The 20,696-nt window shown below is 49.3% G+C and carries 22 protein-coding genes and 1 pseudogene; 4 read left to right on the forward strand and 19 right to left on the reverse strand.

What is annotated here, in order from left to right; genetic code table 11:
* Positions 1-38: 38 nt before the first annotated feature.
* Both VV869_RS05770 and VV869_RS05775 read left to right on the forward strand, forming a co-directional pair.
* Complete coding sequence (locus VV869_RS05770) at positions 39-488, forward strand: DoxX family protein (RefSeq protein WP_337734021.1); 450 nt, start codon at positions 39-41, stop codon at positions 486-488.
* 98 nt (positions 489-586) lie between these two features.
* Positions 587-1,120, forward strand: a complete 534-nt coding sequence (locus tag VV869_RS05775) for an NADPH-dependent FMN reductase (RefSeq protein WP_337734022.1) — start codon at positions 587-589, stop codon at positions 1,118-1,120.
* A gap of 101 nt (positions 1,121-1,221) precedes the next feature.
* On the opposite strand, the gene VV869_RS05780 is transcribed toward VV869_RS05775, so the two are convergent.
* The 10 genes from VV869_RS05780 to VV869_RS05825 all read right to left on the reverse strand — a co-directional run bounded on the left by VV869_RS05780 (position 1,222) and on the right by VV869_RS05825 (position 11,634).
* Entirely contained in the window at positions 1,222-3,069 is a 1,848-nt protein-coding gene (locus VV869_RS05780; RefSeq protein WP_337734023.1) for a M3 family metallopeptidase, read from the reverse strand.
* 341 nt (positions 3,070-3,410) lie between these two features.
* A complete protein-coding gene (locus VV869_RS05785) occupies positions 3,411-3,743 on the reverse strand; it encodes a hypothetical protein (RefSeq protein ID WP_337734024.1) in 333 nt (110 codons plus the stop codon).
* Positions 3,744-3,961: 218 nt separating this feature from the next.
* The gene (locus tag VV869_RS05790; protein ID WP_337734195.1) at positions 3,962-5,131 is read right to left on the reverse strand and encodes an aromatic amino acid transport family protein; all 1,170 of its coding nucleotides are present in this window, start codon (positions 5,129-5,131) and stop codon (positions 3,962-3,964) included.
* Positions 5,132-5,518: 387 nt separating this feature from the next.
* On the reverse strand, positions 5,519-5,977 hold the full coding sequence (locus VV869_RS05795; RefSeq protein ID WP_337734025.1) for a methylated-DNA--[protein]-cysteine S-methyltransferase: 459 nt from the start codon (positions 5,975-5,977) through the stop codon (positions 5,519-5,521).
* Positions 5,974-7,350, reverse strand: coding sequence for a DNA-3-methyladenine glycosylase 2 family protein (locus tag VV869_RS05800; protein WP_337734026.1), 1,377 nt, complete (start codon positions 7,348-7,350; stop codon positions 5,974-5,976). The genes VV869_RS05795 and VV869_RS05800 overlap by 4 nt, the downstream gene beginning before the upstream one ends.
* A gap of 350 nt (positions 7,351-7,700) precedes the next feature.
* Positions 7,701-8,180 carry a DUF1456 family protein gene (locus tag VV869_RS05805; protein WP_337734027.1) on the reverse strand — a complete coding sequence of 160 codons (480 nt, stop codon included), beginning with the start codon at positions 8,178-8,180 and terminating at the stop codon, positions 7,701-7,703.
* Between the two features lie 469 nt (positions 8,181-8,649).
* The gene (locus VV869_RS05810) at positions 8,650-9,531 is read right to left on the reverse strand and encodes a sulfurtransferase (RefSeq protein WP_337734028.1); all 882 of its coding nucleotides are present in this window, start codon (positions 9,529-9,531) and stop codon (positions 8,650-8,652) included.
* Positions 9,532-10,124: 593 nt separating this feature from the next.
* The gene (locus VV869_RS05815; RefSeq protein ID WP_337734029.1) at positions 10,125-10,739 is read right to left on the reverse strand and encodes a DNA-3-methyladenine glycosylase I; all 615 of its coding nucleotides are present in this window, start codon (positions 10,737-10,739) and stop codon (positions 10,125-10,127) included.
* Between the two features lie 11 nt (positions 10,740-10,750).
* The gene (locus VV869_RS05820) at positions 10,751-11,041 is read right to left on the reverse strand and encodes a YciI family protein (RefSeq protein WP_337734030.1); all 291 of its coding nucleotides are present in this window, start codon (positions 11,039-11,041) and stop codon (positions 10,751-10,753) included.
* On the reverse strand, positions 11,041-11,634 hold the full coding sequence (locus tag VV869_RS05825; RefSeq protein WP_337734031.1) for a TetR/AcrR family transcriptional regulator: 594 nt from the start codon (positions 11,632-11,634) through the stop codon (positions 11,041-11,043). The genes VV869_RS05820 and VV869_RS05825 overlap by 1 nt, the downstream gene beginning before the upstream one ends.
* Positions 11,635-11,730: 96 nt before the next feature.
* Between VV869_RS05825 and VV869_RS05830 the strand changes: the two are divergent.
* Positions 11,731-12,000 (forward strand): annotated as a pseudogene (locus tag VV869_RS05830) (transposase); the annotation flags it as partial.
* A gap of 1,430 nt (positions 12,001-13,430) precedes the next feature.
* Here the strand turns inward: VV869_RS05830 and VV869_RS05840 are convergent.
* The 9 genes from VV869_RS05840 to VV869_RS05880 form a co-directional block, all read right to left on the reverse strand.
* The gene (locus VV869_RS05840; protein WP_337734032.1) at positions 13,431-14,249 is read right to left on the reverse strand and encodes a hypothetical protein; all 819 of its coding nucleotides are present in this window, start codon (positions 14,247-14,249) and stop codon (positions 13,431-13,433) included.
* Positions 14,250-14,262: 13 nt separating this feature from the next.
* Positions 14,263-14,718 carry an Imm26 family immunity protein gene (locus VV869_RS05845; protein ID WP_337734033.1) on the reverse strand — a complete coding sequence of 152 codons (456 nt, stop codon included), beginning with the start codon at positions 14,716-14,718 and terminating at the stop codon, positions 14,263-14,265.
* A 219-nt stretch (positions 14,719-14,937) separates the two neighbouring features.
* Complete coding sequence (locus VV869_RS05850) at positions 14,938-15,372, reverse strand: VOC family protein (protein ID WP_337734034.1); 435 nt, start codon at positions 15,370-15,372, stop codon at positions 14,938-14,940.
* A 96-nt stretch (positions 15,373-15,468) separates the two neighbouring features.
* Positions 15,469-15,942, reverse strand: coding sequence for a nucleotidyltransferase domain-containing protein (locus VV869_RS05855; protein WP_337734035.1), 474 nt, complete (start codon positions 15,940-15,942; stop codon positions 15,469-15,471).
* A gap of 51 nt (positions 15,943-15,993) precedes the next feature.
* On the reverse strand, positions 15,994-16,515 hold the full coding sequence (locus tag VV869_RS05860) for a GNAT family N-acetyltransferase (RefSeq protein WP_337734036.1): 522 nt from the start codon (positions 16,513-16,515) through the stop codon (positions 15,994-15,996).
* Positions 16,516-16,624: 109 nt separating this feature from the next.
* Positions 16,625-16,903, reverse strand: a complete 279-nt coding sequence (locus VV869_RS05865) for a SemiSWEET transporter (RefSeq protein ID WP_337734037.1) — start codon at positions 16,901-16,903, stop codon at positions 16,625-16,627.
* Positions 16,900-17,670 (reverse strand): inositol monophosphatase family protein, encoded by a 771-nt coding sequence (locus VV869_RS05870; protein WP_337734038.1) that lies wholly within the window; start codon positions 17,668-17,670, stop codon positions 16,900-16,902. Before VV869_RS05870 ends, VV869_RS05865 begins: the two co-directional genes overlap by 4 nt.
* Before the next feature lie 8 nt (positions 17,671-17,678).
* Complete coding sequence (locus tag VV869_RS05875) at positions 17,679-18,731, reverse strand: LacI family DNA-binding transcriptional regulator (RefSeq protein ID WP_337734039.1); 1,053 nt, start codon at positions 18,729-18,731, stop codon at positions 17,679-17,681.
* 4 nt (positions 18,732-18,735) lie between these two features.
* On the reverse strand, positions 18,736-19,476 hold the full coding sequence (locus VV869_RS05880; protein WP_337734040.1) for an MBL fold metallo-hydrolase: 741 nt from the start codon (positions 19,474-19,476) through the stop codon (positions 18,736-18,738).
* A 183-nt stretch (positions 19,477-19,659) separates the two neighbouring features.
* Here VV869_RS05880 and VV869_RS05885 point away from each other — a divergent pair, with 183 nt between their 5' ends.
* A complete protein-coding gene (locus tag VV869_RS05885) occupies positions 19,660-20,667 on the forward strand; it encodes an ABC transporter ATP-binding protein (RefSeq protein ID WP_337734041.1) in 1,008 nt (335 codons plus the stop codon).
* Positions 20,668-20,696: the final 29 nt, after the last annotated feature.

Here is a 20,696-nt window from a genome sequence, read left to right on the forward strand (position 1 = left end):
CGAGAAAACAGACATTCGAATTTTTTGAGGTAACTCTGATGAACAAGCAAACACTGACAACGATTCTGCACAGCAAAGCCGGCTTGGCCGCCCTGAGCCTACGTTTTCCGGCCGGGATCATTTTCATGGCCCATGGTTCCCAAAAACTGTTTGGCTGGTTTGGCGGCTACGGCCTGGAAGGTACCGGGCAGTGGATGGCTTCGATTGGCCTGGAGCCGGGTGTACTGATGGCCTTGATGGCCGGAAGCGCCGAGTTCTTCGGTGGGCTGCTTCTGGTACTCGGCCTGCTCACCCGTCCGACCGCGCTGATCCTGGCCGTGACCATGGTCGTCGCAATTGTCAGCGTCCACCTGGAAAACGGCCTGTTTCTGGCGAACAACGGCTATGAATTCGGCCTGGCGCTGCTGGCCGCTTCCGTCTCGCTGATGTTCTCCGGGGCCGGATCCGTATCGACCGATAACTGGCTGGTGCGACAGGGGTCACGCTAAGGAGAGTGTTCTCCGGGGGCGAGGTCTGAGATACTCTTCTCAACGGGATATTCAACGTATCCGTCTCAATCACAACCTTTCACTACAAGGAGCACGTTATGAAGGTGATTGCGTTTGCAGCCAGCACCCATTCCAAGTCGATCAACAAACAACTGGTCACGTATGCTGCCAACCTACTGGATAAAGTCGAAGTCGAGCTGTTGGATTTGAATGACTACGAGCTGCCGCTTTACAGCCAGGACAAGGAGCATGAACTGGGCCACCCGCAGAAAGCCAAAGATTTTCTGGCCAAGATCACCGACAGTTGCGGCATCATCATTTCATTTGCCGAGCATAACGGCTCGTATACCGTCGGGTATAAAAACCTGTTCGACTGGTGTTCGCGCATTGAGCCGAAAGTGTTTCAGAATAAATCGATGGTGCTGCTGTCGACTTCTCCCGGCTCCATGGGCGGTGCAAGTGTCCTGGCGGCGGCAGTGAATTCGGCCCCTTACTTCAACGGTGTGGTCAAGGCCAGCCTGTCGATTCCGAGCTTCTACGATAACTTCGACACCGACAAACAGGTACTGACCCACCCGGAGCTTAACGAGCAACTCAAAGACGCCGTCAGCCACCTCAACCATCTGAAATAAACCGCAGCGCCGTTACATGGCTGCTCAAACAAAAAACGCCGATGAATCCTCTTCATCGGCGTTTTTTGTTTCAGGGCTTGCGCCTTGTGATCAGGTGGTGATTATCGGCCGTAGTGGCTCACGATGTAATCTTCGAAGGCAGTACACATGGCTTCATCAGAAATCTGATTGCTGGCCAGTGTTTTCGCGCCGTCGACAACCTGAATGGTCGCATTTAACGATGCCTGCTCGGCGCGCGGACGCGATTGCAGCGATGCCATTTTTGCCTGTGCCGCTTCCCAAGCCTGCGCCGCAGTCAGGTTACAAGCATCCGCAAGATATTTGGCGTTGAAGCCTTCACCGGTCAGGCTCTCAATGGTGCCGTTATGGTTGACGCTGTTACCGGTATGCCAATAGTGTTTCGCCAGCAGCGGACCGATTTCCGGGTTGTCCGTCAGATAACCAAATTTCTCCAGGAAATAAGCACGCGTCTGGTACACCGCCATATGCGCCAGCAGATACCCTTGGTACGAACAAGCCGCTTCATCAGACAGCAGGTGCGGGATCGCCATCAACGGACGCGGACTGCAAGCCAGTCCCAGGATTTGCATTTCCTTCTCGCGGGCTAGACGGGTTACGTTTTCCGGCGTCAGCTCTTCTTCACTTAACTGGTACAGCGCCCGCTCAAAATACGGTACCACCAGAATATTGCGCTCTTCGTAGGCCTTGAACGGCTGCTTGCTGTCGATCATCGCTTTAATCAGATGATCCGGCACCGGATTACCTGCCGCGTCCAGCGCGTACTGCTTAAGCCAGTCGGCGTCAGTCAGCAGACTGTCACAGAACATCGACTGCGTTTCGGCATAAGCCATGGACGTCGGTGCGAACTCCATCGAGAAACACGGCGAGTTCATTTTCACGTTGGCAAAGTGGGCCGCATGGCCGCCTTCGTGGAACAAGGTATTGATACCGTCAAAGCCGCTGCCGATCTGATCCGGCTTGGCATTGCTGGTAAAGTTGACCTTGGCAGCGACCCAGTTGCCTTGATCATAAAAGGACGGGATTGGGCCATGGCAGAAGCCATTCTGGTACTTACCTTTGCGATCCAGCAAGTCCAGCGTCAGCTCTGCACCGGAATAATCGATATTCAGGCGGCCGAAGGATTCAACCCAACGACGCAGCGACTGTGAAAACGGAACATACGGGTCCAGATCACGCATCGCATCCCCGGAGTAGGAATAGATGAAGTTGTGCCCCAGCAGTGCTTCGTCACCCTTCTCTTGCGCCAGCTGACACAGACTACGCAGATGGCTGTCCCGGGTACGGACTTCAAAATCGTCCAGAATGGCAAACAGCTCGTCAGCAGTCATTTGCTCGGTTTTAACCACCGAGTAATCAAAGAAGTTGTCATACCCCAGCGAACGGGCGAAGGCATTCCGCAGCTTGACCAGCTCCAGAAACCCGTTTTGCAGTAACCATTGCTCCAGATCCAACAGGGCCTGATGCGCGCTGCGACGCACCGCTTCCTGATCGCTGGTGCGAATATTCGCCGCCAGCACAGGTAGTGACCCTTCCGCTTGCTGACCCTGTTCGTCGACATAGGTCATCACATGGTTCTGCTTTTTCTCGAACAGCGCGGCTTCAAACTTGATTAGAGCTGCCTTGAGTTCGCGAGCCTCCGCCGATTCCAGGGCGTGGGCTTTGAACATCGCCAGCCAGCCGTTCAGCCCGAGCAGCGTTTGCGTTTTCTGCTCAGATTCCGGCGCGGCCTGTGCAGATTCAATATGCCGACGAACCTCAGCAATATTGGCCGGATCACTCAGATACTGGTTCCAGGCCGTTTCTGCCTTGGCAGAACCTTCATGGTCATCACTCATGCCCATGTAAGTTTCCCAGAAAAAGTCTTCCTTGGTGCGGTGGATGGCCAGGTATTCCTGGTTGAGTGAATTCAGGTATGCGGTCGCTGTCATTATCATCCCTATCAATGTAAGCGTGATTTATATGAAAGGAGCATATACTACCTTATATGAACTTATTGGCACAACTTAACTGTCGAAGGGATTCGAAACAGCCAAATCAGCTATCAACAACACTTTACATTGTAAATCCAGAAAGACGACAGAAAGAGATAAGTCGGGCGGAACAGCCCTGAGCAAGATGACAGCCCTGAGCAGAAAAACAGTCTTGGACAGACAGAAAATTCTGTTCAGAAAGACCGTTTTGAACGGGGAGGTAGTCATAAACAAAGAGGTAGTCATGAACAAGGAGGCAGCTCCCGCGTGTCGCAAGACATCAGAACGCGACAGGCTCTTTAGTAGCTGAATTCGAAAACCAATGCCCCGCTGTCGACTTCCACATTCTGCTGCTCGATCAGCTCGCCCCCGGCCTGGATCGAAATGCTGAAATCATCGGTCGCATTAAACTTCATCCCGGCCCCGAACTCCGTCGGATCCGTTCGGTTCACATCCTGATAGACACTGTTTTTATCGACCATATGGTTGTCGACAGGCCGACTCCCGCCGCCGACAAATTCCATCCTGTCTTTGGATTTCAGTTCATTGATAAAAATGCTGCCCGGCTCATGCTGCTCGGTTTGCGCCGCTGCAGAGAAGAGCCAGAACATCAGGACCGTTCCAGTAAGCACTCGCACACTATTTTCTCCTCTGCATATGAATGTGAGGTACTAGATTACCACCACATCGTGACGGACAGAACCTTGTTCAATTCTTTTCAGCCACTTTTCCCTGCCGCGAAAAGCCCTGCTCGCCATCCTCTGCCACGCTTTGTCTTGTCCTGCCAGACAAACAAAAACAGGCGCCGAAGCGCCTGTTTTCAATAAGTGTAGGATGGGAAACCTCGTGATTACAGGTTCACCAGCAGTGCCGAAATGGCCAGCACCCCGGTCACCAACACGAAAATGTTGGTCCAGCTGCGGTATTGCGCCATTCCTTTCACCTTGTAGATGGCGTACGTTGGCAGGATGAACAGGATCATCGCAATCACCGGACCCGACAGGGCTTCCATCATCCCCAGAATGCTTGGGTTCACCACCGCGGCAATCCAGATGGTCACAAACATCAGTGCAATACCCAGACGATCCGCTGTTTTCGCACCCATTTTTGTGTTCTTCGCCAGCAGGCCGTTCAAGCTTTCACGAGCACCCAAGAAATGGCCCAGGAAAGATGAGGTAATCGCGATAAACGCAACCAGTGGACCCAGCGTGGCAATAATCGGGTTATCCATCACATTCGCCAGGAATGACAACACAGAGATGTTATCCGCTTTCGCCTGGATCAGCTGCTCCGGTGATAATGTCAGTACGCAGGAGAAGACAAACAACAGCACAAAAGTCACCAGCATAATCGCGGTACGGTTCAGGATCAGATCGGTCTTCTCACCTGCCGCTTCACCGTAATGGCGACGCTGGATATTGGCAAAACTGGAAACCGCCGCCGCGTGGCTGAACGAGAACACCACCACCGGCACAGCCAGCCAGACTGTCATCGAAAAGTCGCCCACCGACGGCATCGACAGATCAGGCATCTGCCAGTTCGGGATCAGGTAAACCGACAGAATCCCCAGGATCCCCGCCAACGGGTAGACCATGACTTCAAAGCTTTTCAGCATGACTTTTTCGCCCGCCATCATGATCGCGATCATACCGAACACCAGGCCACCAGACAGCAACACACGCGGTGGTGACGCCAGCCCCAACTGGTTCACCAAAAAGCTGTCGACTGTATTGGTCAGGCCCACACCGTAAATGAGCAAAATTGGATAGATAGAAAGGAAATACAGCATAGAGATCATTCGACCGGCATTTTTGCCAAAGTGCTCATCCACCACATCGGTAAAATCCGCTTTCGGATTACTTGATGAAAGCACAAAGCGCGCCAGACCGCGGTGCGCCAGATACGTCATTGGAAACGCCAGCACCGCCATCAGGACCAGAGGCCAAATGCCGCCAAGCCCCAGGTTGATCGGCAGGAACAGGATCCCTGCACCAATCGCAGTCCCGAACAGACTTAGCATCCAGTGGATATCACGCTTGGACAGCGTGACTTTTTGATCTTCCGTTTTGTTTGTTTGTAATAATGTATTATTCACGTAAAACCTATTGGATTGGCATAATGTGCCACCAATACTAAACACAACAGGTTTTTAATTCATATAAAACAACAAGATAATAAATTTAATAAAATCGTTAACATATGGACTAAAAAGCCAACTTATAACAAAATATAAAAAATAAACTCCAAGATGAATCAATTTTGCAAAACTAAAATCTAAAAAATGAGTCATATTTAGTTTGGACAAAAATGTTAAATTTGTGACTTTTGTTGGATTTATCCCGTGTACGCATTAACGAAATGCAACTCAAGATTAACAACAGATTGCATATGTATACATCTCCCTGATTCAGCTCGATATTTTTCTTTCGTGCTCAATAAGCCAGATTTTGATGTCCAGACCTCCGGCATAGCCGGTTAGCTGACCCGAACTGCCTATCACCCGATGGCACGGCACTATCACCGGGATGGGATTGCGGCCATTCGCAGCACCAACCGCGCGCACGGCTTTGGGGTTTTCGATCTGATGTGCAATCGCGCTATAAGAGCACGTCTCACCGAAAGGGATCGCAATCAACGCTTGCCAGACTTGATGCTGGAATTTTGTTCCGTGGGCATCCAGCGGTACATCAAAGTCCGTTCTGTTGCCTGCAAAATAATCACTCAGTTGTTCGCAGCACAGCCGGGTGATGGTATTCGGGGCCTGCTGTGCAGACGGATCAGCGTCAAACTCAATCGCCGTCACGGCTTCATCGTTCGCCACGATATTGAGCCTGCCGATTGGGGTGTCCAGGTGTTGGTTGTTCATGCCAAAGTGCTCCATAAATATAAGGTTAAATAACTGCGCCACGGTGCCGCGAGTTGGTCGTCAATCGGCAGGGGCAGTTTGGCGATGGCTTTTTTGATCCCCAAATCGCTGTTCAGGTAAATATCGGGGTCACTCAACCCGCGCATCCTCAGGTAGTTCACCGTCCACGGGCCAACACCCGGCAGTGAAAGTAATCGCTCACTTTCATCCAGCGAATAATTATTGGCGTAATCCGCAAAATGCCGGAGGGTTTCCCGACGGCGCTGTGGCATGCCGAGCTGGGTCAGGTCCAGTTGGCAAAGCTGCTGCGGAGACGGAAAGTAACGCCGTGATTCATCGTTTTCCGGGTTCAACGCAACCAACTGGCTAACCAGATTTTTCGCTGCTTTGACCGAAACCTGCTGGCCCAGAATCGCACGGATCCCGGCCTCGAACGGGCTCCAGATCCCCGGCAATCGCAGTCCGGCTTTACTCAGCGATGCCGTCCCCATGGCCTGACACAACTGCGATTCAATCAACCGCGTATCGGCATCCAAATCCAGACAACGACGGATGTTCTGAATCACCCGCGGCAGATACGTCAGATCGGACAGGTGGATCAAGACCCGAAACGCAGACTTCTCCGCCAGATGCAAGGCGATAAACTGTCCCTTACACGTCCCGTAGTTGAACGTGCGGCCATAACTATGCGCATCCAGCCATTCCAGGCCCGGGATCAGACGCGAGGCATAGAACTGGTGCAGCCCCTGCCAATCGTAAGGCGGCCGGTACGACAGCATCATCTCAATCGCCTGCCCGCTGTCACGGTGACTGCCGTCCTGCTTGCGGACCTGAGACGGCGTGAGTGAAAACTGTTGTTTGAAGCAGTCATTAAAGCGGCGAATACTATGAAATCCACACGCCAAAGCAATTTCAGTGACCGACATGGTCGAGTCGTGTAGCAACTGCTTAGCCAGCAGGCACTGACGGTACAAACTGTAGGCCTTCGGCGACAAACCGATTTCATCGCTGAACAGACGGCGCAAGTAACGTTCGGTGATCCCCAGCCGTTCCGCCAGTTGCGTGAGCGACTGCTCTGCCAGCGCCCCTTCATCAATCAGGCGCAGCGCCCGGTTCAGGGTGGCATTTTTCCCCAGCCAGGCCGGCGAGCCGGGCGCACTGTCAGGGCGACAACGCAGACACGGACGGTAACCAGCCTTGGCGGCCGCCACAGCCGTCGGGAAGTACTCGACATTGACTTCTTTCGGCGCAGGGGCCGGGCAAATGGAGCGGCAATAAATCCCGGTGGTCTTCACGGCGGTAAAAAACAGGCCATCGTAGCGGGTATCCCTCGCGAGTCGGGCTTGCTGGCATTGGCTTGGGGTCAGTTCCATGACGTTTCTCTTTCTGAGTTTCTACCGCTAAGTCTAAAGCTTTTCGGCATCAAAACTAGCCAGAAACGGAACTGAACCCTGAAGGGGTTTCTGCAACACGTCCGGCCCCCGCAGTAAGAAAGCAAACCGCAGTGACCCAATCAGTGAGCAGGTGATGACGTGCGTCGGATCGCCCGACCGAGATAGCCGGAGAAAAGCGAACAAAATACAGAGACTGGCTGCACCTGATGAAAACAGCTGGCTGCGCTGTCCAGCGACGCTCAGCCGAACTGTATAATATGGCAAATGCCGCTTCGAGCTGGTTCAGCATCCGGGTTGAGTGTCGGCTGCGCGCCCCTTGTCCTTATCTGTTATGACCCTGATTCGCTATCGTTTGGGCGTAGCTGACGTTGAATACCCAACAAAAAGTTTCGCAGCATTTGATCTTTACATTCTCTATAGTGCTTGTTGTCCGGTTTGCGGAAAAACGCACTGAGTTCATGCTTGCTCAAGCGAAAATCTACGAGCTGAAAAACGTCGAGAATATCTTCAGCCTTCAGGTTTAGAGCAATGCGTAGCTTTTGGAATACCATATTATTATTCAAATGCTTTTCCGGCTGAGGCTGTTCGCCTTCACGCTTGCCACGTTTTAGATTGATGAAACCATTTAAAAATATCGCCAATTCTGTATCGCTAAGCTTGATAAAAGATTCATCTTCTTCTTTTTTAAGCCAACATTTAACTTGCTCTTCAGTCACATTGAGCTCAGCTAGAGAAAAGATCTCCGTCATTACATTGTCTTTTAAATCAAATGTATAACGTACACGGCGTAAAATATCATTGTTGGTCAAAATAGATCCTAGTCTTAGGTAAATCCAGCGCTATCAACGTGATAACTGGAAGCGTTGAATTTTATCAGATTTGCAGCCTCTTCCCTATCCATAGTGTCGCTAAACCCAAGAAAATCATCGCGAATAACATGGACTCCCCCTCATCAGGCTTTGCCACACTTGGTATGTCTGATCCCGTATTTATCGGAGGCCCCCCTATCACAATCTGTCTATCGCATTGATTTAGCTAAACATCACTTCAGTATCCATGGAGAGGATCACCAAGACAAGATACTGTTCTACAAAACAATCACGCGATCGAAAATTCTCACAGCTTTTGCCAATATTCTGGCGACGACCTCCGGAGAAGAAGCCTGCGCTTTTTGTCTGAGTTAACGGAACCATGTCTCGTAGCCCGGCCAGAAACCAGGCAGCGGAGAGCCTGTTTTCAGAGACCCTTAATATGTGTAATGCGGCGTACGTATAAGCATCATTCTCCAAGCTCAAGGGGCAAGTTGCGATCTGCCGACCACTCGATGAGCCCTCCGTCGTACACGGCGACGTTCCGATGTCCCAGCAAGTGGAGAATAAACGCATCGCTCGAAGAGGCAATGCCGCCGCCACAGTAGGTAATAACGCGGTCGGCCTCAAGCATTGGGCGAAACAGCTTGCGCAGCTCTTCAACCGGACGATAGCGCATTGTCTCCCGGTCGAGGATTTCCCATGCCGTCACGTTTTTTGCACCTGGAATATGCCCTCGCCCCCCATATTCTTTACGCTCACCACGATGCTGCCGCCGGCCGAGTGCATTCACGATGCACGTCGTCGAGTCGTCAATCGCGGCCAGCACCTCCCCTTTGTCAGCGATGAGCTCCGGCCGGACGCGCGGGGTAAACGTGGCAGTCGGGTACGCGCAAGGTTTCGAGGAGACCGGACGGCCTTCAAGCCGCCAGGCCGTCCACCCACCGTTAAGTACCGCCGCGTTGTCGAACCCAAACGTGCGGAGCATCCACCACAATCTCGCGGCCCACATGTTTTCCCGCGCATCGTAAAGCACGACACGAGTGCCTTCTCCGATGCCAAGCCGACCCATGTGATCGGCGAACCATTCCGCGGTTGGCATCGTAAATGTGCAGGAAGGCCGTTGGGGGTCCGATATATTCAAGAGGTCTGCAAACGCTGCGCCTGGAATGTGACTCCGCTCAAACCCACATCGACCGCTCTTGACGCGCGGGAATGGCCAAAGCTTAACCTGCACCGTTGCGTCCACCACGCGCAGGTCGGGATCATCAATGTGTTCCTCCAGCCACTCCGGCTCAACGAGCAGTTGGTGCGTGCCTGTTTCGGATATGCGCGTATGGTACTCGCTCATGGCTATCTCCCGGTGGTTCCGTGCAGGTGTCTTAACACAGCCTAACAAATGACATGAACTCCCCTCATCAGGCTTTGCCACACTTGATAAGTCTAAGCACGAAATTACCGGGCCACCATGTCAAAGCCTGTCTGTGGCATCGATTTAGCCAAGCATCGTTTCAGTATCCACGGCGAGGATCACCCTGGAAATATGTTGATCCACAAAACAATATCAAGATCGAAAGCTCTCTCGACGTTTGCCAATATCCCACCGGCCATCGTGGGATGGAGCCTGTGGGGCCTCCCATTACTGGGTCCGGGAGCTGACTCAACTCGGCCATCCGCCAAAGATCACGGCATCAAAATACCATGTCTTTGAATCGTTTCCGTCTGAGTTGACGGGATCGATTCCATGGCCGTTTTGCATCATGTCGGCAGGCAGCGGTGAGACCGCAGTAAGAGACCCTCAATATGTTTTTGCAGTAAGCCTGATGTAAATGGCGAAAATGAGAAAACGAAGTAGACGACTTTATGATTCAAATACATTGGCTGCTATGCAGCCAATGGGTTCGCTTTACGCCTCGATACCGAGAAGGCTCATATACTAGAGCATTATACGCACCCAGGACGCCTGAAACGCTTACGTGCTTGCTCGACTTTTTCCCTGAATACGCAGCCATCAGCGTGATCATTGACAAGTCCCATTGCTTGCATAAATGCATAAAGGGTCGTGGGGCCAACAAACTTCCAGCCCTTCTTTTTCAAAGCCTTCGATAGCGCAATAGATTCCTCTGAAGTCGATGCCGTTTGGGGTTCAAGCAAACTATTCTCATCTGGCTCGAATCGCCAGAAGTAAGCGGCCAGTGAGCCTTCCTGTGCAACAAGCTCTTGGGCCCTTCTTGCATTATTAATCACAGCTTCTATCTTTCCCCGATGCCTGACAATCCCTTCATCCTTCAATAACCGCTCAATATCAGCGTCATTGTATTTTGCCACCAATTTAAAATCGAAATTTGAAAAAGCAGCACGAAAGTTCTCTCGTTTAGCGAGAATCGTTCGCCAACTCAGACCGGATTGAAAGCTCTCGAGACACAGTTTTTCAAACAGCCGGATATCGTCGTCAACTGGGTAGCCCCACTCATTATCGTGATATTCAAAGAACTCTGGAGCAACCGAACACCAGTTGCAACGCAGTTCACCATCAGGGCCCCTAACCTTAGCGTTCATCGCTCAATCCCTTAGTTAGTCAGAAGAAAATTCAACCGTTCATCAGCTTTTCTCGGCTCAATTTCTAGAATTTCTGCCGTCACGATATTCTCTGCCACAAATGGGTCTTGATTAACCCGGCTCTCGAGCGCTTCTTTTGACTCACCATGCGCAATAATAGAGCCTCCAAGACCTGGCTGAAGGGCGCCCACCATTAAGAAAACCTGATCTTCGAAACCACGCCTGATCCACTGATTGTGCCCATCCATAAAATCACTGGCCCGGTCTTTGTTTTCTGAGAACCGTAAAAGAACGATAAACATTAAATCTCCTCCGATTGAGTGTTGCCACCATTTGCAATAGAGGTTAACCAATCTTCAAGACGGTTGACCTCGTTCTGAATAAATGTCTCATCTTTAAATGCACTGTAAAGTGTTGCGACTCCCTGGCTGGATGCGAGCAGGTGCATTGCCAACTCATCAGCATCATCATGACGGCCAAGCAGCTCAAATTGTCGGCGCAACCAAGATCTGAATAACGAAAACAACTCATTTGCGTGACCTTTCGCAGGGTGATTCAGCTTGGCAAGCTCCGTGCAAAGCGTCCCCACCGGGCAGCCAAAGCGTTTAATTTTGGCCCGATTCATTAGCAGAATATTGATGAAACTGCGGATACGTTCAATTGGTGTATCGCCTTTCAGTTCCCAGTTATCAAGCGTTGAATTCGTTCGAACAAGGCGATGGCTGATTACAGCATCCAAGATTTCGTCCTTGGTCTTGAAATGGTAGTAGAAATTTCCTCGGGAAATGCCTAAGGCTTCCGCGATTTGCGCGAAAGATGTATGCTCAAAACCCTGCTCATAGAACAATTGATCCGCCTGATCGACAATGCGATCTCTTGTTAGCTTATTGGCCACCGAAACGCCTCCATCAACGATCCAAACTCATAGGACAACCGTCCTAACTTGAAATTTAGGACAGCTGACCTAATGGGTCAAGAGATAACTACAGGAAATATCGGCAACAAGGGTGAGCAGTTCGATAAAGGCCGGGATTTTGCCGCCTGGCTTGGGCTGGTTCTCAGCCAATACTCAACCGGCGGCAAGCCAAGGCTCGAGCAAGTTACCAAGAAAGGTGACCAATATCTGCGAACGCTCTTAGTTCATGGCGCACGGACAGTGATCGCCAGTCTCGGCGATAAAACTGACCGACTCAGTTTATGGTGCAAAAATCTCGTCGGACGCCGAGGTTTCAAATGAGCCATTGTTGCCCTTGCGGCATAAAATACCCGAATTATCTGGTCACTATTAAGGAACGATACGGAATATCAACCCATATAAAAACTGAGTGTTTTTCGTCAACGGAGTGACTTGCTTCACCGGGCCATGGCAATAGCCAATGATGAGATGACAAAGGTGACCAATATTTGCGAACGCTCTTAGTTCATGGCGCACGGACAGTGATCGCCAGTCTCGGCGATAAAACTGACCGACTCAGTTTATGGTGCAAAAGTCTCGTCGGACGCCGAGGTTTCAAATGAGCCATTGTTGCCCTTGCGGCAAAAAATGCCCTAATTATCTGGTCACTGTTAAGGAACGATACGGAATATCAACCCATATAAAAACTGAGTTTTCTTCGTCAACGGAGTGACTTGCTTCACCGGGCCATGGCAATAGCCAATGATGAGATGATGTAAGGTTCAGATCTTTTGCGGGAAAACCTGATATTGCGGCGGGCACGTTTGATGCTTTCTAACGAATGAGGAACCGCAACCGCGTACTGTCATCAGGGTCATGGCATCAATGCCAATAAACAGACCGAATGTAGAGCGGCAGTCCCAACCTTGCATTACCTGACGCTGTTGTTGACAACTGGGGGAGTCCATATAGCCTTGTTGGGCTAACTCTCACAGTTAGCAATGAATTCTTAGCTTTGCTTCTTCTTTAGGTAATTACCACTTTTTTCATACAAATATGTTAACGCAGCATAAATCGATACAAACAACACGAAGTCTAGTGCAGCCAATTTTAGGTTGAATGGATCTGACAAAATGTTATACGTGAGATCAAGATGCGCTTCTATGAATTTCACCAAAACTAGCGTGGCGATAAAAACTACTATACCCATCAACTTACCTATCAAAAGTGGCAACAACATTCATTGCAAAATATGATAAACCCAACCAAAGAAAGACTAAAACTGGGAGCACAAAAATTCCTCTTTAGTGCGAGTCGATTAACGATGTTCGTCCGATTAGCCTAATGAATAACATGGACTCCCTTCATCAGGCTTTGCCACACTTGGTCAGTCTGATCATGAAATCACCGGAGGCCACCATATCACAACCTGTTGATGGCATTATTTCACCCATCATAAATTCAGTATCGACTGTGAGGATCGTCAAGGCAAGGTGTTGAACCACAAAACAATATCACGTTCGAAAGTTCTCGCGACGTTTGCCAATATCCCGCTTGCTATCATCGAGGGGGAGCCTGAGGTGCCTCCCATTATTGGACACTATTCTTACTGAACTCGGCTGCACCACCAGCAAACAAGCTGCCACGTTGGTCGGCGTAGCGCCCATGAACCGAAAAAGTAGCCATCATTGCATGCGTCAGGAAGATAGTTGTCATCTTCAATACGATGCTTCGCGATGGCGTCAGGTGGGAAGAATAAACAGCATGAATTTAATTATTGACGCCATAGTTGTTCGCTATGTTTTATTTTCAAGATTATGTTGAACCTTCAAATACACATCCACACACTCTTCAACCAAATTCTGTTTACTATGCTGAACAACCAAAAGATAAATTATGTGAATCAATATAGTTGCACCGATATGCCTCTGAAGCTCTGAGCTAACATTTTCAACACTAGGTAGCGCACTAGCAGATGCATATAGCAATAAATTTCTTTTGTTAGCGGTATCTTTAATATATTGAAATATTGACGTAATTCCTCGTTCAGACGCAACAGCACGTACTTCGTGCAGGTAATTTTTAGTATTGCCTGAAGCGTCCACAGAAACGTGGTTAAGTGGTGGGTCTGGCTGTATAACGAAACCACCGAGCGACAACTGGATCTTGAGCATATCTCGCCCATTATAGTTTTCAACGACTAGCTGATACGGAATTTCACTTAGCTTTAGTGCAACACCTAGGAGAGTTAAAAATGGGTACAGTCCTCCCTTATGTTTATGATCATGCAGTTTTAGTTCTTTAGATCGAAGGTATGCTTTGCTTTTCAACGCAATAAATAAAGCCGTTGCAGCCTCCTCTTCAGCAGTGATAGCTAAAAATGTAGCCACTTCAGGCATTATTCCTGCAAGTTCAAAGGCTCGCTCAACATAGCGAATACTCGACTTAGCTGCGAACCCCGAGTGGCCTTTCGTAACTGATGACATTTCAAACACTTTCTTCTGAAAATCATTTAAGTTCATGAAATCCTCATAAAACATAACGCCAGTCATAAGGTGCGCCCCACCGAACTCACCAAGCCAACTGAACTTCAAACCAAAAATGCCCAGCGTCACCTCGATGACCTTGTTATACTCGAGACTCAGCAGACAAAGAGCTTACCCACTTGCTTTCTCGTCCTTCACTTAAAGCGAGAAGCCTTTCTTCGACATGCTCTTTTGACCAAACCGCTGCACACTCTAACTCAATACAATCTTCTTTCGTCGCTGGTATCTCATTGCCATTTGTGTAAATAGAAAACTGCTTTGAGATAAGGTCAAACTTATAAAATTTAGGCTCGGATAATTCGATTAGGTTAGCTTCAATGCAGCCTACTTTAGACCAACCATTTTTACCCAAAGCATCTTTCATAACCCAAATCTTGAACAACTTTCCGCCAAAGACCTTACCGAAATCACTTTGAGGGACGTCATAAGAATTCTCAGAAAATACGACAAGAGGATCGGATATGATCAAACCGTAGCTGAACTTTCCATTTGAAAGTGGAATTTGCACCACTTTGCCACACTCAAAGTTTTTAACCATAGTTTGTGATTTTCCTAAAGGTTATAACAGCCAATTAGGCAGCATGCTCCTTTTCACGCAGCCCGCCCTGCTCTTTCTAGACACTATATTCACAAAATACATCTATTTTCAATTTGTTAGATCACCAACTGCTAATATCAGAGCTCAAGGTCACTGAGTAAAATGAGCCTATTCATTTAACGCGAGCAATGCCTGCCTCGTGAATTCCGAGGATTCCACTTACCCCGCTTGATCAGCCAAGCGTCTTGAGATCGGATGATCCGCGTTTAGTTGCAGTAAATCCCATAAATTACCGTAAAGATCTTCAAACACCGCAACGGTGCCATAGTCCTGCTCTTTCGGCGGCCGTACAAACTTGATGCCGTCGGCCACCATCCGGTGGTAATCGCGCCAGAAATCATCGGTTTGTAAAAACAAAAATACCCGGCCGCCAGTCTGATTGCCGATAAACTCCAGTTGTTCCGGCTTCGAGGCTTTCGCCAGCAACAAGGTCACGCCGTTCGAGCCTGGCGGGGACACCACAACCCAGCGTTTATCCTGCTCGGGCTGATAACTATCTTCCACCAGCTCGAATTTGAGTTTATTAAGATAGAAGCCTAAAGCTTCGTCGTAATCTCGGACGACCAGTGCAATATGGACGATTGATTGCTTCATGTTGGCTCACTGTGTGAATATAAGGAGAAATGTTCCCCCAGTATCTTATCGGGTCACTGAGGCGAACACCAAATATCATACAGAAATCGCCCAACGTCACTCACCCGACAACTCTGCAATATCAATCAGATCGACTTCCCGGCCAAGCACCTTTTTATAAGCCACCAAGTCCGCCACAGGCATGACTGGCACTACGACTCCCTCGTAACTCCCAGGGACAGATTGCTCGAAGTTGGCTTCCACCTCAAACCACGTATCACTGCCGGCAGCACGTATTTTGGTACCAGGAAGCAGGCCAATTTCTATTTTTTGATTGTGATAAATCAGCTGAAAATACTCGAGATCCCAGCATTCCTCGACATAATGCGCGAGCGGCTTTGAGATATAAGCCCCTACGTGAGGCAAGAGGTTATTCACCTGGGACTTGGGTATGTAGAGATCGATATCAGCCACTTCTCGCGAGCCGCCATGAATATGAGCCGCCAGACCGCCAACGATCTGATAGGGGATGTTTTCCTGCTCTAGAATCGCTTTGATCCATCTTAAAACTGTCTGTACTTGTTCGCTCATGTGTACTTCCTTGTTAAACGCGCTCTTGCCTGACCAGCAGCACGGCGGGATTTAATACAAATAGCCCAACCAGTCCAGGTGGCCGGGTGCCCAGGCTTTGCCGCTCATGGGTTTTACAAATATGCCGTCGAGCTGGTCAAAGGCAATACCGTAGTTCTGATGCTCGTGCAATCGCAACCAGGAACTCGGCCCGCTGACTTTATTGAAACCATTGGACGTATAAAAAGCATCCAGCTCCGACATCAGAATAATGAAATCCACATCCCTTGCAGCGGCATAATCGCTCAGCTCGGTGAGCATGGCAGAGCCAATGCCTTGGCCCTGAGAGGATTTGTCGATACAAATGTCGATCACCCCCAGCACCTTCAACGGGGTACCACCCACACAAACCACGCGATAATCCAGCCCCATATAGCCGATGAGCTGGCCATGGCCGTATTGGAGCACGCGCATGTGGGGCAGTTGCTTATAATATGAACGTTCAACTTGGTGGTCAGGAAATGAAGCATTGCGAAGTTGGGTGATCGCGTCATGTTCCAATCGGGTCACTTCAATTTCAGGGATAATCTTCAAGCGTGATTCCTTTCAGCTCTATACAGACAGGCTGCCTGGGGATCACCCGGCAGCCGCTCGTCTTCGGATATGTTAGATAAAGCCTCGCGCAATTGTTTGGCGAAATGAACTAATGTTCTGCCTTACTAATGGTATCTCGAAGCTTCATGGCAAGTATGATAGCCGCCAGAATGAGCGTAACAAGATTGGCCATAATTAATGGTAAATCTTTGACGACCACACCATAGACACACCAGAGAAAGACACCAAAGACAAAAATACAGTACATCAGGAGTGAAATGGACTCGGTATTTCTTGACTGAATGACTTGCCAAACCTGAGGAATAAACGAGCAGGTTGTACAGAGGGCAGCTCCATAGCCAACTAGAGTAATGTCGATAGCCATCATGAGAATTGTTCCATATAGGTGCTGAGGACGGGCCACAGACGCTGAGTACTGACCCAAACGGGATTCCCATTGATTAATCCATCATTGGCCAGAAAGTCGGGGACACATCCGCCAGCTTCCTCGACCAGAATTAACCCCGCAAGCGCATCCCAGCTGTTGAGGTGCGCTTCAAAATATCCATGAACGAGCCCTGAAGCAACATGAGCAAGCATCAGTGCACCAGCGCCAAAACGGCGATGATCGACGTTGTTTTCATCTAAAATGGCCAATAGGTTGATCACGTCTGACAGGGGTCTGCGGTTAGAGTGGCCAATGCCAATGATAGACTGGCCTTCCGCTTCATTTTCCATCTTTAAACAACGTCCGTTCAACCAAGCGCCCAGCCCCTTTCGAGCCGCAAAGAATTCATCCCTTTCCGGCGCATAAATATAACCCAGTTCAATTTGATCATTATTTACATAGGCAACGGAGATACACCAATAATCCATCCCTTGTATATAGTTGGTCGTGCCATCAATTGGGTCGATCACCCAAATCCCTTCTTCTCCTGCGCTAATGCCGCTCTCTTCACCCAAAAAACCATCCTCAGGGAACAGATGACTGATGACGCTTTTAATCTCTGTTTCAACTTCCCTGTCGACCTGAGTCACAAAATCATTCTTACCTTTGACTTCGATCGTTAAACCTTGTTCGCGAAAAGACAGCGCTTTGTCTCCTGCGATTCTAATTGCCTTTTCCAGCGCTTCCAGTTTCTCTGCTGCTTTCATTTTCGTACCTATGAATCCTGCGTGTGGATGGGTGAGGTGTTTCTTGTGATGAGTTTGACCGGAATCAGCTCAACTCTCTGTGCCATGTCCTCATGACGCGCTCTGCTTTCCAGACACCATAAGGCGCGCTTGGCCGTTTCAACGACATCGTGCTCTATCGTGGTCAGCCGGTAGCTATATTGAGCCGTTAAAGGCGTGTTATCAAAGCCAATGATGTGAAAGTCTTTGGGTGCATCCAGCCCATTTTTTCGCATGCCATCGAGAAAACCGCAGGCCATGAGCGCTGTGGCGCAGAAAATACCATCGAGTCGTTGACCAGAAGCTATCAACTGCTCAGCAGCAAGAAATCCACCTTCATATCCATTTCTTTCCGATTGAATCTCAATATATTCATGGTCTTTGTTTTCTAACCAACCCTTGAGTGAGCTTTGAAAGCCCTTTTCCCGGTCTAAGCCCGACCAGGTCGAGTGTTTGTAATTCAGCCAACCGATTGAACGGCATCCGACGGCGATCAGCTGATCGGCTGCCAGTTTGGCGCCAGCGTGGTTATCGGAACAAACGACGTCGACTTTGGGCAGGTCTATTTCCCGGTTAATACCGACAATCGGAATGCTGTATTGAAGACACTCTTTAACCAACGCCTCCGGCGGCTGACCGGAAGTGACGACGACTCCGGATACCCGGTATTGCGTAAAGCGGCGCATGGTTTCATCAAGTTCATCACCCGGGCGAACCTCAGTCACCATGGCCTGGTAGCCTCGCGCCTGGATCTCTTTTAACAGGGCTTCCAGCAAATGGCTTCTGAAAGGGTCATTGATATGCGCGACAACCACCCCTATCAGCTGGCTGCGGCGCCGGTTTAACCCTTGTGCCAGAAAGTTCACCTGGTAACCGAGTTGTTCAGCGGCTTTCAGTACTTTTTGCTTCGTCGCTTCCGAGAGACTGCCGTTTTCAGTAAACGTCCTGGAAACAACTGATCGTGATACGCCGGCTAAATTCGCCACATCCTGCGCGGTCACGACATTGGGTTTATTTTTGGTGCTCAACTTGGTATCCACCATTTTGTCATTCTGATAAATCGAAGGTTAAACCATCGTGACTCACAAACAGATGTTCGATTGTTGCTGCGCTCTGTTTTATTTCCGCAATGGCTTCATCCCAGCAATGATAAAGGCCGAGCCGTTTTATATTGGATTTTTCTAACAAAGCTTTACAAGCATAGAAGTCGCCGTGGGATGAAGTTTCATCCAGGGCGTCAAATGAAGCACACTCCTGGAATGCCAAATCTGTATGTTGCATTAAATCAATCGTCGCCTGAGTCGGCCTGCCGTCCCCGCTATAAAACAACCGCTGGCCATCAGCTGAAATTCGTACTGCCTTATTCGTCAGCTCATGCTGTGTTTCAGCCGTGTCCAACTGCCAGTGATTCCATACAAAATGATCCGTGATCATTTGCCAGTGAACTTCGAAGCACAGTTCTTTGGCTGGCCAGTTGGCAAATAAGGCGAGAAACTGCAACGGGGCTTTATTCTCTTCCTGACAAAAAATAGTCACAGGCTCAGTACGGTGATGGCTTTTCCAGTAATTAAATAATGCCGTGATCCCCGTGCAATGATCCGGATGAATGTGCGTAAAATATATAGCGCCTATTTCGTTGACGCTTGCAGCACGACTAAATAACGCCCGGGGAATAGTCGGGCCGCAATCTATCAATAGCTGGTTCCCTGTATTGTCTGTTACAAGTAACGCCGATGTATTGCTGATTGTTGAGAAAGCACTGCCACATCCAATAACTTCAATTTTCATTGTTTAAACCAAACTTTCTTCTTTCATTAATTAATTTGTCATAAAGCAAGCTCAAAGTACGCTCATATGATGTCTGTTAAGTTTTGCATTTTTTTTACACGCCAGTGAACACGTGTTCATCGAGGCAAAAAAAATCTAAGCATCAGAAGTGAACTTTATATCTTTCTGATTTTTGAGGTAACAATGACGAGTTTAAACATTCAGGGCTTATGTGCCGGTTACGGAAATAAGCAGATACTCTCAGATATAAATCTGACCGTTCATCAAGGCGAGATGATTGCTCTGCTTGGTCCTTCCGGCTGCGGTAAAACGACGCTACTGAATGCGCTTTGTGGCTTTCTTCCTGTTTCTGAAGGCGAGATCCGGTTTGGTGACAAAAACATGACCAACCTACCGGCAGAGAAACGAAATATCACCATGGTTTTTCAGAGCTACGCACTCTGGCCGCATATGACTGTTGCGCAGAACATCGGCTATGGCCTGAAAGTGAGAAAGGTTCCCGCGCAACAAATTGCTCAAAGAATCGATGAGTTTTTGGCGATCGTCAATCTAGCAGGGCTCAAAGATCAGAAAGTGACGGATCTGTCCGGCGGTCAACGCCAACGCGTTGCTTTGGCAAGAGCTTTGGCAATTCGGCCGGACATTTTGGTTCTCGATGAGCCGCTGTCGAATCTGGATGCAAAAGTCAGGCTTCAGGTACGCCATGAAATTAAATCTTTGCAAAAACAATTCGGTTTTACATCCCTGATCGTGACCCATGATCAGGAAGAAGCCCTGGTCATGGCAGACCGCATTGCTGTTCTGAATCAGGGGAAAATCGAGCAACTGGGGACATCTGAGGAAGTTTATCATCAACCCAAAACGCCTTTTGTCGCCGACTTTATGGGGGCGGACAATCGGATTATCTGGCCTGAAAACAGCAAAGAGCTGCAAATTTACTTCCGAAGCGAGAAAGCGAAATTGGTGGAGGATAATGGCAATACACCCCGTCGCTCCCTGTCTGATGAAGACGGGCTGCAGCTTTCCGGGAGGGTTATGCAAAGTGCGTTCTTTGGCCACAACTATCGTGTCAGCGTCGAGTGTGAGGGTCAGCTGATTCAAGCGATTCACCCGACCCCCCTTGAACCCGAGTTAAACGTTTTATTACGCGTGCCACACCATTCGCTCCATATGTATCACGGGCAACACTAACGATTCACTCACCCACGAGTAACTACCTC

This window comes from Photobacterium sp. MCCC 1A19761 (assembly GCF_037389125.1).
GTDB lineage: Bacteria > Pseudomonadota > Gammaproteobacteria > Enterobacterales > Vibrionaceae > Photobacterium.